Genomic DNA, 16,914 nt, shown 5'->3' with positions numbered 1-16,914 from the left:
TATTTGTATTTAATCTAAATAAGTTTAGATTTGCAGTCTTAAAAATAAATAACCGCCATGAAGTTAACATTCTCATTAATGCTGCTTGCCGTTTTTAATATAGGCCTGGCACAAAACGCCAAAATCACCGGAAAGATTGTTTCCGAAAATAACGAAGCAGTTTCTTATGCTTCTGTCTCAATTAAAAGCCTTAAAAAAAATACTGTTTCTGATGATAAGGGAAATTTTGAAATCTCTAATCTTACCCCTGGAAACTATACTGTTAATTTCTCGGCAATGGGATTTACAGTTGAGGAAAAAAATATCGAACTCCATGAAGATGAAAACCTTGATCTTTCTGTTGTTTTAAAAGAAAATATCAATACACTGCAAACTGTAGAAATTACAGGACGTAAAGAGAAATCTTATCGAAACACAAAATCTTTTATTGGTGCCAAAACAGAAATTGCTTTAAAAGATTTACCACAAGCCGTTTCGTATGCTACCAAAGAATTAATTGCAGATCAGGGTGCTATCCGCGTAGGCGAAGTGGTGAAAAATTTCAGTGGTGTGAGCCAGTTTACTTTTTATGATGATATTTCGATTAGAGGTTTTAGAATAAACGGAGGAAGTAACACGCAATTACTTAATGGTATGCGAACGTCTACAGGATTCTGGAAACAACCGCTTGCTAATTATCTGGAACGTGTTGAAGTTTTAAAAGGGCCTTCATCGGCTTTGTTTGGAAATGCTTCTCCAGGAGGAGTTATCAACAGAGTTACCAAAAAACCTTTGGATCAGGCTGCAAACAGCGTGAGTTTTTCTACCGGAAGTTTTAATACTTTACGCGCTTTAGCCGATTTTACAGGACCATTAACAGAAGATAAATCGCTTTTATACCGATTGAACTTAGGTTATGAAAATGCAAATTCTTTTAGGGATTTACAATTTGATAAAAATATTGTACTTGCTCCTTCCCTGTCTTTCCTTCCAAATGATAAAACGAGTGTCAATTTTGACTTGATTTATACAAGCTCAAAAAGTATACTGGATCGTGGCCAATCGACATATGAAGATGATTTATACTCTACCAAAATTTCTAATTCATTAAACTCTACCAACGATTATTTAAATGAAGAAACTTACATTGTAACGACTTCCTTAAATCATCAATTTACAGATCGTTTGTCATTTTCAGGATCTTACATTCGTACAGGTTATACAGAAGATCTTTTAGAACATCGTGGTGCCAATAAATATGCATCTGCCGGTGACGGAACTACAATTCCGACTTCTATAGAAATGCAGGTTTTTATGCGTAAACGTAAACGTTATATCGATAATCTTTCGACGTTTTTTAAATACGAAGCCAAAACCGGAGCTTTAGATCATAACCTGATTTTGGGTTACGATTATGCTCAGGAAGAAGTTCCTGCAGGAGGTTCGCAATTGCAGGCTACAGGATATAGAAATGCTGCAAATACAGGATCGATTGCAACGTATAACCCGGCTAATAAAGCTAATTATTTATTGGATTCCAAAGGTAATCCTGTGCCAAACGTGGCGCATTTTGATTTAACAAATCCGTCTGGATCACAGCAGTTAAAAGACATGAGCAAGTATTTTTATGCAGCCCGTCCTTTTGATCCTACTTTTTATTCATTATATGGAGTTTATCTTCAGGACCATATTAAGTTTGGTGCATTTCAGGCTTTAATTGGAGTACGTTACGACGAATACAGCGATAAGGAAAACTACAAAAAAACGAATGAAAATAAAGTAAAACAGCATTCGTTTTTACCTCGTTTTGGACTTACATATACCCTTAATCCAAACATTAACTTGTACGGAACTTACGTAAAAGGATATAACCCACAAACGGCTTCTTCTTTATCAAACCCAAATGCGGGTGGCCCTTTTGATCCGTTAGAAAGTAATATGATTGAGTTTGGAGGAAAATCTTCGTGGTTTAAAGAAAAACTTTTTGTAACCGTTGCCCTTTTTAAAATTAAGCAGAAAAACACTTTATATCCGGCAAATGATACTACAAATCCTGATTTAATGCGTGCTATAGGTGAAGAAGAATCGAAAGGTATTGAAATTGATTTGAACGGAAATATTACAAGAAACTGGAGTATCTCTGCTGCTTATTCTTATAATGAAGCTGCAATTTCTGAAAGTCCGATTGAATCTGAAATTGGAAGACAAAAACCAAATACACCGCGTCAGCAAGGTAATTTATGGACACGTTATAATTTTACAGACGGTGCTTTGAAAGATTTTGGACTTGCTTTTGGAAGCAATTTTGCAACCACACGTACACTAAGCCAAACCGACAAGCAGACACTTCCTGGCTATACTTTATTTAATGCGGCATTGTATTACAGCATTAATAAATTTAAAATTCAGGTAAATGCCAATAACATATTGAATAAAACCTACTGGGTTGGTGGCTATGATTATATTCGTTTGTTTCCCGGCGCGCCTTCGAACTGGCTTTTAACTCTTGGTTACTCGTTTTAAAAAGCTTTATTATATTTGAGAATATTTTCCGCCTCTTTTACATGAATAAAACATTTAAAAAAAATATTGGATTTTTACATTTATGGCTCGGACTTTCGTCCGGGCTTATTGTATTTATTGTAGCACTTACAGGAAGCATTTTAGTTTTTGAAGATGAAATTGATGCTTTTGTCAATCCTGAATTTTATAAAGTTTCGACTCTGGGAACAAAAAAATTACCTGTCGATCTTTACGTTAATACCATTCAGAAAAAATATAATATTACTGAATTAGATCGTATTCAAACTTATCAAGATCCGGCAAGAACTGTAATTATTTCCGGAACCGATGCTGATAAAAAAGATCAGATCTTTTCTGTAGATCCTTACACAGGAAAAGTATTGGCGTCTATTCCTGAAAAAAGCAGGTTTTTTTCTGTTGTACTAGATCTGCACAGACATTTAATTTTAGGAGAAGTAGGGAAATTTATTACCGGCTGCAGCTGTCTCATTTTCGCATTTATGCTTATTTCGGGTCTTATTTTATGGTGGCCGAAAAAAATCAAAAACCTAAAACAAAGATTAACCGTGAAATGGAGCGCCTCTTTTAAAAGAGTGAATTGGGATTTTCATTCAAATTTTGGTTTCTACAGCTTTTTATTTCTTCTGATAATATCGCTGACCGGATTAACATGGTCTTTTAAATGGTTTGAAAGCAGTATCTATTTACTCGCAGACGGAACAACAAAAAAGCCTTCGGCCAAAGTTGAAAATCCAACAAAAGTCGATCCTAAACTTGAGAAAACGTTTTTTTATCAAAACATATTTTCAAAAACAGACAGCATTTATAAATATAAAGGCGATACTCAAATCAGAATCCCATCTGATACCATAAACAGTATTATGGTGATTAAACTCAACCTTGAAAAATCGATTCCAAATATTTCAAGTATGGCATATTTTGATAAATATACGGGAGAGCTTTTAAAAATAAAACCTTACGAATCTTTTAGCCGAGGCGATAAAGTGCGCCGTCTTATTTATCCCATTCATACAGGAAGCATCTATGGTTATCCAACAAAAATTCTGGCTTTTTTGGTCTGCCTTTTTGCTGCGACAATGCCTATCACGGGTTTAATAATATGGCTGGGAAGGAAAAAAAAGAAAAAATAATAAGTAGCGATATCATTGTAATTGAGAACAGGAAAGTTCAAACCGCTCATTTCAGCAGAGAATTCAAAAACGTCAATTATTAATGGTTGTTTTTATTTTATCCAGCCGACAGTTTTTTTCCATTCTTCAATTTCCTTCTTTCTTTTTTCAAAGTCTGTCGGTGGTGATTGATTTTCGTTTTTCACCTGTTTTCTTATAATTTCTGTTTGCTCTTCAAGAGTATTAAGTCCGATTGCTTTTCTTCTTTCATTTACTTTGGTTACATGATCAAAAAGATTTGGACTTAAATTTCCATATTCATCCCAATCAAATTGAGTTCCGTAAAGTTGCGGCTTATCTTCAAATACTGCTATTCGATCAGTAAGATACGCTAAATATTTCGGGTCTGCTTTATTTTCACTAACCGCACTTTCCAATAGTTCTGCACACTTTTTCATAAATACTGGTTGTCCAATTGAATGTTGTATGACCAGCCAAGTCGCTTCGTTTGCTTCTTTACCAACTTTATCTATTGTTGGATAACCTATAGTGTCAATTATGTCGTTTAATGTTTTTGCATTTATGTTATGCAATTCTTTCATTTCTTCATTATACCCTTCGCTAAGTTGTCCACTTTTCACAAGTTTATCCCTTAACACCAAGTCTGCGTTTTTCAGGTCAATTATTTTTTTAGCAATGCTTTTATAATCCATTTTTGATATCATTTAATTCTGGCAATCTATCTTCCCAAAAAACAATTAATAACGTTTCTGGTACTACAGCGGGTTAAATTAAGACCATTCTCCGAATTTGCCAAATTTTATCCCAAATACAAACCCACTTTCCATTAAGCCAATTCCCCAAATCCTTTAATAACTCCGTTTCTTCCAAATAACAGATTAGAACCACTAGAAAAGTCCTAATTTTCATTAGGACTTTTTTTTATAGCTAAATTTTAATGTTGAAAATTCGGATTCTAAAAACTATGGCAAAATTTTGGTTCAGCCTTAAGTCTAAAACTCACTAAACTTATAAAACTTCATCAATAATTTATTTTATAAGTACACTTTGGTATTTCGATATATCTTTTAAAACAATACCTGTTCCTCTAACTACTGCTCTTAATGGGTCTTCTGCAATAAAAACCGGTAAATCTGTTTTCTGTGAAAGTCTTTTATCAAGACCGCGCAGCAGTGCTCCTCCCCCTGCAAGATACAATCCTGTATTATAAATATCAGCTGCAAGTTCCGGCGGCGTTATAGAAAGTGTTACCATAAGAGCATCTTCAATTCTTTGTATTGATTTATCCAAAGCTCTTGCAATTTCACGATAACTAACCTTAACCTCCTTTGGTTTTCCGGTTAAAAGATCCCTTCCGCGAACTGTTATATCGTCAGGAGCATCCTCAAGTTCCTCTATCGCGGCACCAACATCAATTTTTATTATCTCTGCGGTTGCATCTCCAATATATAAGTTATGGTGTGTTCTCATATAATATAAAATATCGCTGGTAAAAACATCTCCGGCAATTTTTAAAGAACTGTCACAAATTATACCTCCCAGAGCAATAACTGCAATTTCGGTAGTTCCGCCTCCAATATCTACTATAACGTTTCCCTTGGGAAGCATAACATCTAATCCAATTCCAATTGCGGCCGCCATAGGTTCGTGAATTAAAAATACTTCTTTACCATTTACACGTTCGCACGACTCCTTTACAGCTCTCATTTCTACTTCAGTTATACCGCTGGGAATGCAGACTACCATTCGCAGTGCAGGAGTAAAAAAATTTCTTTTTAATTCTGGTATATTTTTTATAAACCAGTTGATCATTTTCTCAGAGGCATCAAAATCTGCAATAACCCCATCTTTAAGAGGCCGGATTGTCTTAATATTTTCATGCGTTTTACCCTGCATCAAACTCGCTTCTTTACCAACTGCAATAATTTTTCCGTTTCTAATATCTCTGGCTACAATCGAAGGACTGTCTACCACTATTTTTCCATTATAAATTATTAGAGTATTTGCCGTTCCTAAATCCATCGCTATTTCCACCATCATAAAATCAAATAAGCCCATATATAGTATTGTTTTATTTAAACAACGCTAATGCTAATGTTTTTATTCTCTATAAAGATAAATTTTAAATATATTTTACTGTTTTTTCTACTTACTTCAAAGTCCGACAATAATTTACATCATAATGATAATCATATAACTGTATCATTCAATTATATAAAGTGAAAATGTTTTTTTACCCATAATTTTAATTCATATAAATAGAATCACTTAAAAATAAAAATATGGAAAACTTAATCAATCAGGAGAATCTTGAAGACATCAGGGAATTAATAGAATCTAAAATTGCAGACGTTCCCGGAGAAGTGATACTTTTTGGAGCAATTGGTGCTTTGCTTCTGTCTTCGTACCTAAATAAAACAGGCCATAAACAGGCTGGCTCAATAGTAGGAAAATTGTCTATTCCGATAATAGGAATTGGGATTGCCAAATATAAAGATGTTATAAAATCGGAAATTGAAAATTATCAGACAACAACGCACGAAAACTTATAGGAATTCTAATCCACGGAATAATTATTTTAGTTTTTCCATTTTTTTTGTCTTATCAAGATATTACATTTTATAAAAGCCTTCAAACAGATAAGTTTGGAGGCTTTTATTTTGGTCTTTGGATTTCTAAAAAAAATCCCTCTACGGCTTTTATCAATTTATTGAAAATCGTATCCAAAACTTTTAACAGCAATCTCTTTGTTTATTTAAAGGCATGCAAATACATCATTTGTTTTGCAAAATGCTTCAAATCTTGTACTATCGACACTACTGTAAAAGTACATTTACAATCTATATAGATCATACTAAAAAAAATAATACATGATATATACAGATTTTAAAAAATTCGATGCTAACTAAAACACAATGATGAAAAGACCAATTAAAAAATATGCCTTTTTACTGCTAATCGTTTTTGGAAACGGATATGCACAATCAAAAAAACATCTGGATACCAATAAACCAATTGAAGAACGAGTTTCGCTTTTGATGAAAGAAATGACATTAGAAGAAAAAGTAGGGCAAATGAATCAATACAATGGTTCATGGGATGTTACTGGCCCAAAACCCGAATCAGGTTCTAATGAAGAAAAATACAATAATATAAAGAAAGGACTGGTAGGTTCTATGCTAAGTGTAAGAGGCGTTAAAGAAGTAAGAGCCGTACAAAAAATAGCTGTTGAAGAAACCCGTCTTGGTATTCCGCTACTTTTTGGTTTTGATGTGATACACGGTTATAAAACCCTCAGCCCTATTCCGCTGGCAGAAGCTGCAAGTTGGGATTTAGAAGCCATTAAAAATTCGGCGCGCATTGCTGCTGTTGAAGCTTCTGCTTCCGGATTAAACTGGACTTTTGCGCCTAATGTAGATATCTCGAATGATGCAAGATGGGGACGCGTAATGGAAGGTGCCGGAGAAGATCCTTATCTGGGCAGCAAAATTGCTACCGCTCGCGTTAAAGGATTTCAGGGAGAGAGCTTAAGTGCTAATACCGCTATTATTGCCTGCGCCAAACATTTTGCAGGTTACGGTTTTGTCGAAGCAGGCAGGGAATATAATAGTGTTGACATGAGTAATTCTAAGTTGTACAATAGTGTATTACCGCCTTTTAAAGCGACTGTCGATGCGGGGATTCGTACTTTCATGAATTCATTTAATACATTAAACGGAGTTCCGGCAACCGGAAATAGTTTTTTGCAAAGAGACATTTTAAAAGGAGCCTGGAAATTTGATGGTTTTGTCGTTTCTGACTGGGCTTCTATAGGCGAAATGATTACCCACGGTTACGCAGCCGATGCTGCCGATGCAGCTCAAAAAGCCGCTATTGCAGGCTCTGACATGGATATGGAATCAAATGTTTATGTAACAGAATTGGCGAAGCTGGTAAAAAAAGGATTGGTAAAAGAAAGTGTGGTCGACGATGCTGTTCGCAGAATTCTTAGAGTAAAATTTGAATTGGGTTTGTTTGATAATCCATACAAATATTGTGATGAAGCCCGTGAAAAATCAAGTATTGGAAACAAGGCCAATAATGATGCTGTCCTTGATATGGCAAAAAAATCAATTGTTTTATTGAAGAATGCTAGTCCGCCGGGGAGGAATGAAAAACTTTTGCCATTAAAAAAAGAAGGAGTAAAAATCGCTTTAATTGGTGCTTTGGCAAATGACAAAACCAGTCCGCTTGGAAGCTGGAGAATTGCCGCTGATGATAATACCGCAATATCGGTTCTTGAAGGAATGCAGCAATATAAAAACAATACATTAGTTTATGAAAAAGGAACTGATGTGGCTTTAAATAAACAAGTATTTGTTGATGAAGTAAAAATTAATACAACTGATTTTTCCGGATTTGAAGCTGCTAAAAAGGCAGCCAAACAAGCAGAAGTTGTGGTAATGGTTTTAGGAGAAATTGGTTTTCAAAGTGGTGAAGGACGCAGCAGAACAGAATTAGGTCTGCCTGGAAATCAGCAGCAATTGCTAGAAGAAGTTTACAAAGTAAATCCTAATATCGTTTTGGTCTTAAATAACGGGCGTCCGCTGGCATTACCTTGGGCAGCAGAAAATATTCCTGCTATTGTTGAAGCTTGGCAGTTAGGTACCCAATCCGGAAATGCAATTGCACAGGTTTTGTACGGAGATTATAACCCAAGTGGTAAGCTGACAATGTCATTTCCAAGAAACGTTGGGCAATGTCCAATTTATTACAATTTGTACAATACAGGACGACCAACCAATAAAGATCAAAACGCTTTTTGGTCTCATTATATTGATGTCGAAAAAACACCATTATATCCGTTTGGTTATGGATTAAGCTATACTTCTTTCGAATATAAAAATCTGAAATTAGCAAAAACTTCCTTCCAGAAAGGAGAAAAAATTGAACTAAGTGTTGATGTTACCAATACCGGAAATTTTGATGGGAAAGAAGTAGTTCAGTTGTATATAAATGATGTCGCCGCCAGTGTGGTTAGACCTGTGAAGGAATTAAAAGGTTTTGAACTTATTGCATTAAAAAAAGGAGAAACGAAAACCGTTCAGTTTACCTTAACTGACAAGGAACTTGGTTTTTATGACAACAATGGTAAATTTTTAACCGAAGCTGGTTTGTTTAATGTTATGGTTGGCTGGAATTCTAATGAAGGTCTTACGAGTAAATTCGAACTAAAATAAACGCTAACGAACTTAAAAACAAAAAGATAACCCTTATCATTTGATTTATTTTTAAGCAATTTATAGCCTGAGTACGATTAATCCTTTTGAGGTTATTAATCTGCTCAGGTTTTTAGCAATATGGTAAATCTGGATAAAAAAAGTAAGTGTTCTGTTTAGTTTTATTAATATTGTTTTAGATATGATTAAATAAAATCAATTATAAATTTTATTTCTAATAGAATTGATAAATATTAAAATGTAAATGAAAAATATCAAATATATTCTTCTGTGCTTTTTTGGTCTTGTAAATTGTATGTTTTCTCAGGATAAATTTGAAAACTACCAATTTAGAAGCATACAGGAAACTACTTCAAAAAGGGCTATTTCTTCTATCATTCAGGATCACAATGGCTTTATTTGGATAGGAACTAATGGCGCAGGATTATATCGATATGACGGGGTAAATTATTTTGGATATAAACATGATAAAAAACCAGGTTCAGTAAACAGTAACTTTATTTATGCCACTTTTATTGATTCTAAAAATAACTTATGGATTGGTACAGATGAAGGCTTGTGTTTATACAATCGGGATCTGGATAATTTTACTAAAATCAATATTCAGGATGCAATTGTAAAAGGTTACGAACAGCCAATTACTATAAAAACCATTATTGAAGATAACAATGGCGACATACTTTTAGGTGCTTATGGTTTTGGATTATTTAAAGTAAATGTAAAAACCTTAAAAGCGTCTTTAGTGCACTCAAAAGTTCTCGAAAAACCAAACTTTTTAATCAAATGTTCGGTAAAAAATAAACAGGGAATTATTTATTTAGGAACCAGTTATGGACTTTTAGAGATCGATCTAAACGGAAAAGTAAAGCAGGTTTATAAAGACAAGTTTAAAAGAGAACCTTTATTAGATGATATAGAAAGTGTTGTTATAGACAAATTTGGATATTTATGGCTGGGAACAACTGAAAATGGGCTGATAAAAATTAAACCTGAAACGGATAACTATCAATTTGAGAATTTTTTTATTACCAAAAATAAAATCTTATCTATTATACAAAGCAGTCAGGATTATATACTTTGCGGTACCGAAAATGATGGCTTATTAGTTGTAAATTTTAAAGGAGAAGTACTGCAAAAATACCTGCACAGCAAATACAATAATTTTAGTTTAAAGTCGAATTCCGTATGGTCGTTATACGAAGACAAGGAAAAAAGACTTTGGTTAGGTTATTTCAATAAAGGGCTTGGCGTATTTGATAAGCCAAACAATAAATTTAATTCACTTGAGTCGCTTGTTAACAACGATAATTCCCTGCAAACAAGCTATGTAACTTCAGTTATAAAAGATAAAAAGGGCAATCTGATCATAAGTAATGAAGGCGGCGGACTTGATATATATAATCTTTCGGCTAAAACTTACATTCATGTTAACAAAAACAATCAAAGCTACTATTCCGGTCTGGATGCTGTTGATATTCAGACTATCTTCATAGACAGTAAACAAAATATCTGGGTAGGAAGCTGGGATCGCGGCATTTATTTTTTGAAAAATGGAACTACCCGATTCATAAACTACAATACGACAAATACAGCAGGACTGAAATCGAATAGGATTTTTAGTTTTTCTGAAGACTCCGGAGGCCGAATCTGGATTGGAACTTTCATAAAAGGACTTCATTATTTTGACAATAAGAGCAACACATTCGTGCATTGTAACACTAAACCATTTGCAGACAACTCTTTAGACGAAGCCTTTATTCGCAAAGTTTTTGTTGACTCTGATAATATTTTATGGGTGGGAACAATTTTAGGGCTATATCAGGTACACTTAAATGCCGATTCCGGTTTTAGAGTGATAAACATGCGCGATGAAATGTTCAGGGATAAAACAAAATATAGCGGTATTCAGACCATTTTATCAATTTATGAATCCAACGATAAAAAAATATGGATCGGTACAGATGGCGAAGGACTTTTTAGTTATAATAAAAAAAACAAGATATTTTCTAATTATGATGATTTTCCGGGTTTTGAAGAAAAATCAGTTCGCGCCATCATTTCTGATAACAATGGATCTTTATGGATAAGCGGTGGATCCGGGCTAACAAAACTCGATTTTAAAAACAAACAAAGCACCAATTTCAATAAAGATGATGGTCTTATTGACAACGATTTTAATAATAATGCAGTCTTTAAAGACGGAAATGGCGAACTGTATTTTGGCGGTTATGAAGGAGTAAACTATTTTAACCCTAATGAAATTAAAAAAACAGAAAAAGCGCCAAGGCTGTATTTTAGTGATTTCAAATTATTTAATAAATCTGTAAAACCAAATGAAGAAGGTTCGCCGTTAACCAAAGTAATTTCTCAGACAAAAGAAATTATTCTCAATCATGCACAATCGGTTTTTACGATCGAATATGTGGGGATAAACTATAATTATTCTAAAAAAAACCAATACGCCTATTATCTTGAAGGTTTTGAAAAAGACTGGAATTATGTAGACAATAACAGAACAGCTACTTATACCAATCTGGAGCCTGGTAATTATGTTTTTAAAGTAAAATCGGCCAATGCAGATGGTTCGTGGAGTAATGTTCAGTTAGAGTTAAAAATAAAAATCCTTCCCCCGTGGTGGAAAACTATTTGGGCTTATTTAATATACGCCTCAATTTTAGTTTTCCTGATTATATATTTCAACAAGATTTATCAAAATCGTTTTAAAGCCAGACAGTCCATCATTTTAGAAAGAGAAAAAACAATTCAGTTAGAAAAATTAAACAATAAAAAATTACAGTTTTTTACTAATATTTCGCATGAATTCAGAACACCATTAACCTTAATTATTAACCCTCTCGAAGATATTTTAAGGAGTAAAAATGTATCGAGAGAAATACATAATAAATTAAAAACGGTACATAAAAGCTCAGACAGGCTTTCAAGGCTTATCAATGAGCTTATGGATTTTAATAAATTAGAGTTCAACAAAATTTTTCTTCAGGTTAAAAAAATTGAAGTGATCGCTTTTGTAAAAGAAATTATAGGCTATTTTGATGAGGAAGCAGCTGCGAGAAACATAACTATTGATTTTGAGCCATCAATTGAAGAGCTTGAAGATTGGTTAGATCCTAAAATGCTGGAAAAAATAATATTCAATATTATCTCAAACGCTTTTAAGTTTACTCCCGATGATGGGTTTATTACTGTTTCTATCGATAAATTAGATGAGAATAATTCCTTAATAATTAATGGAAGCAAGGTTTCCTCCTTTTCAATAACCATTACAGATACTGGTTCAGGAATTTACAAAGAGGATTTGAAAAGAATTTTTGATCGATTTTATCAGGTTAATAACCTAAATAAAGATTACTACGGAAGCACCGGAATTGGCTTAGAGGTTGTAAAAGAATTTGTTGAGCTTCATAAAGGAAAAATTGATGTTGAAAGCACACCGGGAGAAGGAACAAAATTCATGGTAATATTTCCTTTAGGCAACTCTTTTTATAAGGAAAATGAAGTAGTCAATGAAGTTTTTGAAATTGAAAAAAATAAAAATAAGTTCTTGTTTGAATCGAATAAATATCAGGAAGATGATGAAGAGATTCCTAACGAATCAATAAAAGAAATTGAAGCAGATACTGCAAAAGCATATACCGTTCTGATTGTTGAAGACAATCTTGAATTACGAAATTATCTGAAAACGGAATTGAGTAAATTATATAAAGTCATTACCGCCGAAAACGGAAAAAAAGGTTACGAACTGGCCGTTCAGAAATTGCCGGATATTATAATTACAGATGTTATTATGCCAGTAATGGACGGATTGCAGTTGTGTAAAAATATAAAAGGAGATCTGAAAACAAGTCATATTCCGTTATTAATGCTTTCTGCAAAAGCAATGGTACAGGACAGGATTGAAGGAATAGACTCTGGTGCAGATATGTATTTGAGCAAACCATTTGAATTGGATATTTTAAAATCCAGTCTGGCGCAGCTTATTACAAGCAGACAAATAATGTTTAAGAAATTTTATACCGGCATCACAAAAGACGGAAAGGAAAAAACAACTTCTTTAGACAATGATTTCATTCAAAAAATTCTTCATTTTATTAATGAAAACCTGAGCGAATCTGATTTAAGTGTGGAGCTGCTTTCTTCTAAAGTTTTCCTGAGCAGAAGTCAATTGTATCGAAAAATAAAAACGCTAACAGGTGTTTCTGTAAATGAGTTTATTAGAAATGTACGATTAGAAAAAGCAAAACAATTGCTTGAACAAGGCAATAATACTATTAACATCAATGAAATTAGTTATAAAGTAGGATTCACCTCCCCTTCTTATTTTGCCAAATGTTATAAACTTAAATACGGGCATCTGCCTACACAGGAAACTGGATCTAAGAAATAGAGAAGAAAGATGAAAGAATATAGAAAAAAGAATATAGATGAAAGAATATAGAAGAGAGATAAAAAGATTTTTATAAGCGATAATAATTTTAGAAAGCCCTGATTTAAATTGGGGCTTTTTTTGTTGGTGTGTTTCTAAAAAAGGATTTTTTTTAATTTGCGCAAACTTGTTATTTTAATAAAAATACTACAATATAATTTCGCAAAATATATTTTAAAGCATAATTTTTTGCCAATAATTCATTGGTGGTTTTGTGGTTTTTACCTCTTATTATTTAAATCCAGAGGGTTGAGATGCGGTTTTGCATCAAATGATGCATGATTTGCTTCATCTGTTCTACACTTGGACTGCTGTAGATTTTACTTTCGTTAAGAAATATTTAAGAAATAGTTTTTTACCACAACTCAAATAATAAGTGAGACAAAAACCAACCCATTAAATATTTTTTACAAACTAAAATAACTAATTATTTAACTCAGTCTAACAACCAAATTTTATGCAGAAAAGAACATTAAAAAAACTATTGTGTTTAATAGTGTGTATGTGGGGAAATTTTTTCTTTGCTCAAACTGTTAAAGGTAAAGTAACATCAGGCGGAACCAGTCTGCCAGGTGTTAGTGTAATAGTACAAGGAACAAAAAACGCAACAGTTACCGATTTCGACGGTAGTTTTGCCTTAAACAATGTCGAACCAACAGCTTCATTGCTTTTTAGTTATGTAGGATATAAAAATTTAATACTGCCCGCAAAATCAGTAATGCAGGTGGTTATGGTCAATGATCTGGAAAAATTAAATGAGGTTGTTGTAATAGGGTACGGAACTTCAAAAAGAAAAGATATAAACGGTGCTGTTTCTTCTATTAAAGCTTCTGAAATTCAGGACAAACCGTTTACTTCTATCGATCAGGCTCTTGTGGGTAAGGCTGCAGGTGTAAACGTTACTCAAAATTCAGGTACTCCCGGAGGCGGAATCTCTGTTCAAATTAGAGGAATAACTTCCATTAACGGTAACGAGCCTTTATACGTTATTGACGGAACACCCGTTTTTGCTGATAAAAACAACGACTCTTTTTCTTTTAGCGCTTTAGGTGGAGGAAACGGACAAACTAAAAACTCGGCTTTATCAGGTTTGAATATTTCTGATATCGAAACTATTGATATTTTAAAAGATGCATCGGCAACGGCTATATATGGTGCAAATGGTGCCAACGGTGTCGTTTTGATTACAACCAAAAAAGGGAAAAAAGGAAAATCAAAGTTTACCTATGAAACCTATTTAGGTACTCAGCAGGTAACCAATACTGTTGATGTTTTAAACTTGCCTCAATATGCTGCTTATCAGGCAAAAATTTTCAAATTAAATGGAGAGCCTGTTCCGTATCAATATCAAAAACCTAATTTATTGGGTAATGGAACAAACTGGCAGGATGAACTTTTTAGAACCGCTACCATGTACAATCATCAGCTGTCATTCTCTGGTGAAAAAGACGGAACGCGTTATTATACTTCTTTAAATTATTTTGATCAGGAAGGAATTGTTCTAAACTCAGATTTCAACAGATTATCGATGCGATTAAATGTAGATTCTAATGTTAAATCCTGGCTGAAAATTGGGAATAATTTATCTGTAAGCAAGTCGTCTCAACAAGTAGTAAGAAATGACGACAGAGGTGGTTTGGTAATGAATACCTTAAGACAATCGCCGGAATTACCGGTTAGATACGCCGATGGTTCTTATGCGGGACCAACAAGTGGTTTAGGGTCTTCGGCAAATGAAGCAACCAACCCAATCGCTTTGTCTGAATACAATAATTCAACTACAGAGAGATTTAAAATTAATGGTAATTTATTTGCTGATTTCACGATTATCAAAGGATTGGTTTTTAGATCTGAATTAGGATATGATCTTAATTTTTCCAAAAGCAGTGCTTTTGCACCTAAATATACTTTAGGAAATGTGTCTGAACTTTTAAACAAATCTTTCAAACAGCAAGATCAAAGTTATTATTGGAACATTAAAAACTATCTGACTTATAATAAAACGCTAAATGAAAATCACAATTTTACTTTCTTATTAGGTCAGGAAGCTCAGGAAAGCCGCTATGAATATTTAAGCGGTTACAGAACGGGTGAGTTTTTAAATAAGAATTTTACGAACTTAAACATTGGCGATATTGATACTGCACTTAACGGAAATGGTTCTGGCAGATGGTCGATGGCATCTTATATTTCGAGATTAAACTATAGCTTTTCTGACAGATATTCTTTCTCTGCGTCTTTAAGAGCAGATGCTTCGTCAAATTTTGGTCCTAACAACAAATGGGGATATTTTCCATCATTTTCAGGAGGATGGACAGTAAGCAACGAAAAGTTCTTTGAGCCTTTATCTAAGACTATAAATTATTTAAAATTCAGGGCAGGTTATGGTCTTGTTGGAAATCAAAATATTCCGGCAAACAGATATCAAACCATACTGTCGTTACTTTCATCCCCGTTTGGAGGTGTTTCGCCAACAATTGATAATTTAGGTAATCCGGACATTAAATGGGAATCTCTTAAATCTTTCAATGCCGGTTTTGAATTAGGTTTATTTGATAACAGAGTAAAAATAGATTTTGATTATTATGTTAAGAATTCATCCGATTTCCTGACTAAACAAATCAACGATGAATCGAATCAAAGTGCCCTTAATTACTACCTCAACACAGGTGAAATTGTAACTAAAGGAGTTGAATTTACCTTGAATACAAGAAATATTGTTACCGAAAATTTCACTTGGGACAGTACAATTATTTTATCTAAATACAATAATGAGCTGACCAGTTTTCAGGGTCAGGGCAAATCTTTGTTAGGAAAAGTACAATTTGATTTGTATAACGTTACCAGAACAACAGAAGGACAGCCGGTAGGACAATTTTATGGATATGTTACCGATGGATTATTTAAAAATGCTGCCGAATTAGCTGCAGGACCAACTCAGGAAACAGGAACCGGAATTGGAGATATTCGCTTTAAAGATCTTAACAGCGATGGAAAAATCGATAGTAAAGATCAAACAGCCATAGGAGACGCAATTCCTGATTTTACGTATGCATTTACCAATAACTTTAAATACAAAAACATCAGTTTATCTGTTGTTTTAACAGGAAGTCAGGGTAACCAGATCTACAACTTTACACGTCATTATACAGATGGCATTTATCCGGGATTTGGAGATCGTTTCGGAAACGTTAGTACTGAGGCGCTGCAGGCTTTTGAACCTGGAGTAAACGAAAATACTGATGTTCCAAGAATCACACTTAATGATCCAAACGGTAATGGCAGAATTTCGAATCGATTTGTTGAAGACGGTTCTTATTTAAGAATTCAGAATGTTTCTTTGAGCTATGATTTACCAGAAAAAATATTCGAAAACTCTATTTTCTCTAAAGTAAGATTATACGCAAATGTTCAAAATTTATACACGTTTACTAAATACTCCGGTTTTGACCCTGCCCTTGGAAATTTAGATCAAAATATAACCCTGAGCGGTATTGATTTAGGAAGATATCCTGTGCCAAGAACAATTTCTATGGGAGTAAATTTAGAATTCTAAAATTGATAAAAAACACATTTAACTTAATGATTCATAATCGTT

8 protein-coding genes are annotated in these 16,914 nt (G+C 33.6%); 6 read left to right on the top strand and 2 right to left on the bottom strand.

Annotated elements, in window-relative coordinates:
• Window positions 1-57 precede the first annotated feature (57 nt).
• Window positions 58-2,502, top strand: coding sequence for a TonB-dependent receptor (locus BUE22_RS00410; protein ID WP_073392862.1), 2,445 nt, complete (start codon window positions 58-60; stop codon window positions 2,500-2,502).
• Between the two features lie 41 nt (window positions 2,503-2,543).
• Window positions 2,544-3,653: a PepSY-associated TM helix domain-containing protein gene (locus BUE22_RS00405; RefSeq protein WP_073392859.1), complete on the top strand. Its 1,110-nt coding sequence runs from the start codon at window positions 2,544-2,546 to the stop codon at window positions 3,651-3,653.
• Window positions 3,654-3,745: 92 nt separating this feature from the next.
• On the opposite strand, the gene BUE22_RS00400 is transcribed toward BUE22_RS00405, so the two are convergent.
• Entirely contained in the window at window positions 3,746-4,345 is a 600-nt protein-coding gene (locus tag BUE22_RS00400; RefSeq protein ID WP_073392856.1) for a DUF6624 domain-containing protein, read from the bottom strand.
• 337 nt (window positions 4,346-4,682) lie between these two features.
• On the bottom strand, window positions 4,683-5,711 hold the full coding sequence (locus tag BUE22_RS00395; protein WP_073392854.1) for a rod shape-determining protein: 1,029 nt from the start codon (window positions 5,709-5,711) through the stop codon (window positions 4,683-4,685).
• Window positions 5,712-5,935: 224 nt separating this feature from the next.
• Between BUE22_RS00395 and BUE22_RS00390 the strand changes: the two genes are divergently transcribed.
• From BUE22_RS00390 to BUE22_RS00375, 4 genes are all read left to right on the top strand, one after another.
• Window positions 5,936-6,205 carry a hypothetical protein gene (locus BUE22_RS00390; protein WP_042566645.1) on the top strand — a complete coding sequence of 90 codons (270 nt, stop codon included), beginning with the start codon at window positions 5,936-5,938 and terminating at the stop codon, window positions 6,203-6,205.
• Window positions 6,206-6,571: 366 nt separating this feature from the next.
• Window positions 6,572-8,872, top strand: coding sequence for a beta-glucosidase BglX (bglX, locus tag BUE22_RS00385; RefSeq protein WP_073392851.1), 2,301 nt, complete (start codon window positions 6,572-6,574; stop codon window positions 8,870-8,872).
• A gap of 244 nt (window positions 8,873-9,116) precedes the next feature.
• A complete protein-coding gene (locus tag BUE22_RS00380) occupies window positions 9,117-13,277 on the top strand; it encodes a hybrid sensor histidine kinase/response regulator transcription factor (RefSeq protein WP_073392848.1) in 4,161 nt (1,386 codons plus the stop codon).
• 541 nt (window positions 13,278-13,818) lie between these two features.
• Window positions 13,819-16,872 carry a SusC/RagA family TonB-linked outer membrane protein gene (locus BUE22_RS00375; protein ID WP_243396802.1) on the top strand — a complete coding sequence of 1,018 codons (3,054 nt, stop codon included), beginning with the start codon at window positions 13,819-13,821 and terminating at the stop codon, window positions 16,870-16,872.
• Window positions 16,873-16,914 lie beyond the last annotated feature (42 nt).

The sequence above is a fragment of the Flavobacterium pectinovorum genome, assembly GCF_900142715.1.
Classification (GTDB): domain Bacteria; phylum Bacteroidota; class Bacteroidia; order Flavobacteriales; family Flavobacteriaceae; genus Flavobacterium; species Flavobacterium pectinovorum.
Note: the sequence above shows the minus strand (reverse complement) of the source record. Positions and strands in the feature narration are given on the sequence as shown.

Bases quoted from the DNA above. Each gene is read 5' to 3' on its own strand.
- BUE22_RS00410 (WP_073392862.1), top strand. From the start codon at position 58: ATGAAGTTAACATTCTCATTAATGCTGCTTGCCGTTTTTAATATAGGC.
- BUE22_RS00405 (WP_073392859.1), top strand. From the start codon at position 2,544: ATGAATAAAACATTTAAAAAAAATATTGGATTTTTACATTTATGGCTC.
- BUE22_RS00400 (WP_073392856.1), bottom strand. From the start codon at position 4,345: ATGGATTATAAAAGCATTGCTAAAAAAATAATTGACCTGAAAAACGCA.
- BUE22_RS00395 (WP_073392854.1), bottom strand. From the start codon at position 5,711: ATGGGCTTATTTGATTTTATGATGGTGGAAATAGCGATGGATTTAGGA.
- BUE22_RS00390 (WP_042566645.1), top strand. From the start codon at position 5,936: ATGGAAAACTTAATCAATCAGGAGAATCTTGAAGACATCAGGGAATTA.
- bglX (WP_073392851.1), top strand. From the start codon at position 6,572: ATGAAAAGACCAATTAAAAAATATGCCTTTTTACTGCTAATCGTTTTT.
- BUE22_RS00380 (WP_073392848.1), top strand. From the start codon at position 9,117: ATGAAAAATATCAAATATATTCTTCTGTGCTTTTTTGGTCTTGTAAAT.
- BUE22_RS00375 (WP_243396802.1), top strand. From the start codon at position 13,819: ATGTGGGGAAATTTTTTCTTTGCTCAAACTGTTAAAGGTAAAGTAACA.